A 4,654-nucleotide genomic window follows, 5' to 3' on the forward strand; every position below is an offset into this window, starting at 1 on the left:
ACGGCGATCAATGACGGGCTGGACATGGTGATGATTCCTGATCCTCGCCCTACGTCACACGGCGGACTTGCTGTTAGCTACTGGCCTCACCCAACCCTGACACGTAGGGCCCCGTAGACGCCATAGTTCTTCTGGTGCACGTCCTTGATCTTCACCACGGTCTCCTCATCCGTTTTCGATCGTTTCGACGGCGGCCGGCTGATCGCCGCGTAGTACGTCGACGGGGCGATCTGCAGTTCCTTACAGATCGGCTCGACCCCGTAGTCGTGCTTGTTCTCGTCAATGAACGTGATCATCTGGTGGAGGGGCGGTCGAGCTCCGCGATGCTCCTATGTCAAGCGGCGGCTTGCGCCTGGACCCCGGTGGCGCGTTTGGGGGTGAGAGTTATCGCTACGACGGTCATAGTTGGCTCGTTGGCGTGGAGCTGAGCGTCGGCACGCAGGGCGGCGAATGCACGGTCTGAAATGCGGCGTCGGAGTAGGCGGAATGCTTCGGTGCGGGTCTTTCCAGCGTCGATCTGCTTGGCGAAGTAGGCGGCACCTTCGTCACCGAGGCGGAGTTGTGTGACCGCGGCCATGTGGAGGCAGGTATTGATGCGCCGGTTGCCGCCGCGGGATAGGCGCACGCGAACTTTATTGCTCGACCAGACGGGGATGGGAGCGGTTCCGTTGAAGCGGGCGAAGCAGTCCTTGTTGCGAAACCGGGTGACGCCGGCGGTTTCACCGACGATCATGGCGGCGCCCAGTACACCCATCCCTGGTACTTGCAGCAACGCGGGATACTCGACCCGGACGATGGCGGACAGTTGCCGTTCTATCGCATTGATCCGGTGGGTGAGAGCGAGGATATCGCTGAGCATGTCGCGGGCGATTTCTGCCACTGCACCTGGCTTCTCGGCCAGCTCCGTTGCGAGACTCTCCAGGACGCAGAAGCGTCGCATTCCTCGGGAGGGCACGCACAGCTCTGGGTCGAGTTCGTGGAGGAACCAGCGCAGTTTCGCTTGCAGGCCGGTGCGTTGTTCGACGAGCAGTTTGCGGTGATCCGAGAAGAGTTTGATGTCTCGGGAGGGGCCGGCGAGAACGGCCGTGGGCAGGTTGTCTTCGCGGAGCGCGACGCGAGCGACGGCCTCGGCATCGATGGGGTCAGACTTTCCCCGCTCGCGTGCGCCGCGACGCATTCCCGCCATCAGACGTGTGTGGACTCGCACGACGCGGTGCCCGGCGATGAGGAGGTCGGCTTCGAGGCGCCGGGTGAGGTGGCGGCAGTCTTCGACAGCGACTGTGACATCGTCGAGGTCACGGAGCCAGCTGAGCAGGGCCTCATGGCCTTTCGGCCGAGCGTCAACCGTGATCTCTCCGATGCGTTTGCCGTTTTCGTTGACGGCGACGAGGGTGTGGGTGTTCTTGTGGGCGTCGATGCCGACAGTGACCATGTGTTGCCTCCTCAATTGTCGATGAAAGTGGTTCGACGATCGAGGCACATCGGGCACGCCTTAATTGAGCGCGCAGTTTCGCGCGCATGCTCCTATCAGGCCACGACAATGTCTCGTTCGTCGAGGCTGGCGGGGCGGCAGATCGCGGAAAAGCTACCGCCGAAACGGAGCAGCGAAGAAACGAGCCAACCCCGCCAACGCACCCATAATGACATTAACGCGAAGAAAGCCGACGCACTGCGCAGAATGGCATTCGCCCTCCGCAACTCACGGTTCTCTCGCTCCAGCTCGAGCAGGCGGGCGGCGTCCTCTGTCGTGGTGCCCGGGCGAACCCCGGAGTCGATCTCAGATCGCAGGAGCCACTTCCGCAGCGTGTCAGCCGGGATACCAAGCTGCTGGCCGATGCGGGTTGACGCCCCGCGGGCGCCACCAGCATCCTCACGAGCGGCAAGCAGCAGGCGCACCGCCCGTTCCTTCAACTCCGGCGGATATCTCTTCATTGCTGGCATGATTCTCAACCTTTCCGGATGATCAAGAACCTCCATTAAACCCGGGGCGAGACACCGGTGATGGTGTCGACGACGTCCATCGTGTCGCCGGCCCAGTCAACGAGCATCGCCCGTCCCGGCTCGTGGCGCAGCACCGCGACGAGATCATGGGTGCGGAGGTAACCGGTGAACAGGGCGCAAAACTGCGAATACCCATACTTCTTGCCGGAGTCTTTCGTGTCGACGTAGCGGCGCCAGGCCAGCAGCAACGTGAAGTGCCGGTTCGCTTTCATCGACGCCAGCACCCGTGCCAGGTCTGGCTGACCATACTCATCGGACACTTTCCGGCGCCCGTCAGGAAACCATTCCGCCAGCTCAGCGTCGCTGACCGTCACGGTCGCGGTCAGGCCCCGGGCCTCGACTTCCTGCCGCACCCGAGCCACGTCGTGATGTGAGCACCCCACGATCTCGACGACGTCACGGTAGCTGCGCCCCTCCAGCAATAACCCCAAGATTTTTCGATAGTCCGCCATCAACCCGCCCCTTATTGAGTATTTGAGGGTTTAGGGGCCACTGAATATTGCCTGCGGGAGCCACCGGTATTGCCTTCGAGCGCCGGGCTGTCGCGTGGCCGGGGGCCAACGGCGCCCGACCACACGACCACACGAGCCTTTATGCCTTGACCTGGCCGGCGGTGTGTTCTCTCATGTTGTGGCCGCCGGTCTCGACCCAGATGGTAAATCGTCTTTGAACTCCTGGGTAAAACGCCTACGTGCCGCGGTCATGCTGATCTCTACTTTCAGTGATCCCTCATTTTAAGAGGGCCCACTGTCCGAAATATCCGCGGCAGGTCAGTCTTTGACCCAGGCATTCGCGGCTGGGCTGCTATCGGTCAACGACCCGTGAAAGCCGCCGACGACCTGCTTGAGGAGAGCGCATGAGTCCGGTCCCGACCGCTGCGCCCGCGCTGCCCGCCGACCTCGAGGCGTTGATGCGGCAGCTGAAGATGCCCTACGCCCGTGCGTTAGCCCACCACACGCCCGCCATCACCCAGATGAAACGGGCCTAACCGAGCCTCCACAAAACCCGGGGCTAGACATACGCCGTGTCTCTGGTCGCTTCGTCATCGAGTACCGATGGCCGCTCGCAGGGCGTCATGGTCACACCGGGCAAGTGGGTGATGTCAGGCCGGATAAAGAACGTTTCGGGCGACCTTCTCACTAACGACTTTGCTTTGCGGTTGCGTTACCGAACCATGATTGACACGCAGGTGTCGTTCGAATCGACCTATCCGACTATGCCTACGCTTGGCGCGTGGGGGGAGATTCGAGGACACCTTCACGACCCCAGACGGCTCACAGCACGCACTTGTCGACTTTCTTCTGCTTCCCGGCGCTTCGGCCCCGGGTCGTTCCGGCGAAGTGTATGTCGATCACGTCGACTTCCGACCTGCACGGCAAGGCTCGTTCGGCTAACGGGCGCAGGTTCAGACGTAGCCTAGTTGGCGGCCCGCTCGCGTCGGTCACCGATCACGCGGGCGGGGTTCCCGCCAGCCATCTTGTACGGCTCCACGTCCTTGGTGACCACGGCACCGGCCGCAATGATGGTGTGATCCCCGATGGTCACCCCGGGGAGGATGATCGCCCCGCGACCGATCCACACATCATTACCGATGGTGACGCGGGCGGACTCGGAGAAACCTTGCTCGATCATGGGCCGAGCAAGGTCGGTGAAGGCGTGGTTGGTGGCGTGGATCGCCACGTTCGGTCCCATCATTACGTCGTCACCGATGGTCACCGGGCCGTGAAGCTCGCAGCGTACTCCGATTGCTGAGCGGGAGCCGATGCGGATCTGGTTGCCGCGCCCGAAGTATGCGCCGCGCTCGATGTGGATCGCTTTGCCAGTCTCAGCAAACAATGGGGCGGTGATGGCGCGGCGGATCTGCCGCGCGAGCTTGCCGCCCGGCATCTCAGATCCCGGAAGCCAGCGGGCGAAGTACAAATACAGGGCGAGGCGCAGGGCGGTCATGGACACACACTATCGACTCTGCGGATACTCAGATCGCATGCCCATTGCTAAACAACCCACTCTCGCTCGGAAAAGGCGTGGCCTTGCCCCCGTTGACTGGACACCTCACAAGAGAGAATGTTCACATGGGAAACACACGCCGGGAGTTCACTCCTGAGTACAAAGACGAGGCCGTGAAGCTGGTGATCAACACCGGCAGGGCCGTCGCGACAGTCGCCCGCGAGCTCGGCATAAACGAGGCTTCGCTGGGTCGGTGGGTCAGCGCGTTCAAGGCCCGCAACGACACCGGCGAGACCGCGGTCACCGAGTCCGAACGGACCGAGTTGCTCCGGCTGCGCAAAGAAAACGCGGACCTGAAACTGGATCGGGCGTTTCTAAAAAAAGCGTCCATCTTCTTCGCCCAGGAAGCATCGGATACGAACGCAAAGCGTTCGAACTGATTTTGGCGGAGAAGACCAACTTCACCATCACCCGCATGGTCCGCCTGCTCGAGGTATCCCGCTCGGGATACTACGTCTGGCTCGACCGGACGCCATCGGACCGCGCCATTCGGCGAGAGAACATCGAGCAGAAAGTGGCATGGTTCCACGGCGACTCCCCTACGTGTCAGGGTTGGGTGAGGCCAGTAGCTAACAGCAAGTCCGCCGTGTGACGTAGGGCGAGGATCAGGAATCATCACCATGTCCAGCCCGTCATTGATCGCCGT

The 4,654-nt window shown here is 62.2% G+C and carries 6 protein-coding genes, 1 pseudogene and 1 other annotated feature; of the genes and pseudogenes, 2 read left to right on the forward strand and 5 right to left on the reverse strand.

What is annotated here, in order from left to right; genetic code table 11:
* Positions 1-86 precede the first annotated feature (86 nt).
* The 4 genes and pseudogenes from E3O11_RS18845 to E3O11_RS16635 all read right to left on the reverse strand — a co-directional run bounded on the left by E3O11_RS18845 (position 87) and on the right by E3O11_RS16635 (position 2,453).
* Positions 87-296 carry a hypothetical protein gene (locus E3O11_RS18845; RefSeq protein WP_092453242.1) on the reverse strand — a complete coding sequence of 70 codons (210 nt, stop codon included), beginning with the start codon at positions 294-296 and terminating at the stop codon, positions 87-89.
* Positions 222-328: a sequence feature (AL1L pseudoknot), on the reverse strand. It overlaps the preceding gene by 75 nt.
* 6 nt (positions 329-334) lie before the next feature.
* The gene (locus E3O11_RS16625) at positions 335-1,432 is read right to left on the reverse strand and encodes an IS110 family RNA-guided transposase (RefSeq protein ID WP_092453245.1); all 1,098 of its coding nucleotides are present in this window, start codon (positions 1,430-1,432) and stop codon (positions 335-337) included.
* Positions 1,433-1,650: 218 nt separating this feature from the next.
* Positions 1,651-1,977, reverse strand: a pseudogene (locus E3O11_RS16630) (transposase); the annotation flags it as partial.
* Positions 1,977-2,453, reverse strand: coding sequence for a hypothetical protein (locus tag E3O11_RS16635; RefSeq protein ID WP_092453251.1), 477 nt, complete (start codon positions 2,451-2,453; stop codon positions 1,977-1,979). The pseudogene E3O11_RS16630 and the gene E3O11_RS16635, both read right to left, overlap by 1 nt.
* Before the next feature lie 404 nt (positions 2,454-2,857).
* Here E3O11_RS16635 and E3O11_RS18515 point away from each other — a divergent pair, with 404 nt between their 5' ends.
* Entirely contained in the window at positions 2,858-2,989 is a 132-nt protein-coding gene (locus E3O11_RS18515; RefSeq protein ID WP_277871294.1) for a hypothetical protein, read from the forward strand.
* Between the two features lie 428 nt (positions 2,990-3,417).
* Here E3O11_RS18515 and E3O11_RS18520 read toward each other — a convergent pair whose 3' ends face one another.
* Complete coding sequence (locus E3O11_RS18520; RefSeq protein WP_092453254.1) at positions 3,418-3,948, reverse strand: acyltransferase; 531 nt, start codon at positions 3,946-3,948, stop codon at positions 3,418-3,420.
* Between the two features lie 125 nt (positions 3,949-4,073).
* On the opposite strand from E3O11_RS18520, the gene E3O11_RS16650 reads away from it, so the two are divergent.
* The gene (locus tag E3O11_RS16650; protein ID WP_092453257.1) at positions 4,074-4,388 is read left to right on the forward strand and encodes a transposase; all 315 of its coding nucleotides are present in this window, start codon (positions 4,074-4,076) and stop codon (positions 4,386-4,388) included.
* Positions 4,389-4,654 lie beyond the last annotated feature (266 nt).

The sequence above is a fragment of the Cryobacterium levicorallinum genome (assembly GCF_004402405.1).
GTDB classification, from domain to species: domain Bacteria; phylum Actinomycetota; class Actinomycetes; order Actinomycetales; family Microbacteriaceae; genus Cryobacterium; species Cryobacterium levicorallinum.

Excerpts from the sequence above, each read along its gene's own strand:
- E3O11_RS16635 (WP_092453251.1), bottom strand. The coding sequence starts at position 2,453 with ATGGCGGACTATCGAAAAATCTTGGGGTTATTGCTGGAGGGGCGCAGC.
- E3O11_RS18520 (WP_092453254.1), bottom strand. The coding sequence starts at position 3,948 with ATGACCGCCCTGCGCCTCGCCCTGTATTTGTACTTCGCCCGCTGGCTT.
- E3O11_RS16650 (WP_092453257.1), top strand. The coding sequence starts at position 4,074 with ATGGGAAACACACGCCGGGAGTTCACTCCTGAGTACAAAGACGAGGCC.
- E3O11_RS18845 (WP_092453242.1), bottom strand. The coding sequence starts at position 296 with ATGATCACGTTCATTGACGAGAACAAGCACGACTACGGGGTCGAGCCG.
- E3O11_RS16625 (WP_092453245.1), bottom strand. The coding sequence starts at position 1,432 with ATGGTCACTGTCGGCATCGACGCCCACAAGAACACCCACACCCTCGTC.
- E3O11_RS18515 (WP_277871294.1), top strand. The coding sequence starts at position 2,858 with ATGAGTCCGGTCCCGACCGCTGCGCCCGCGCTGCCCGCCGACCTCGAG.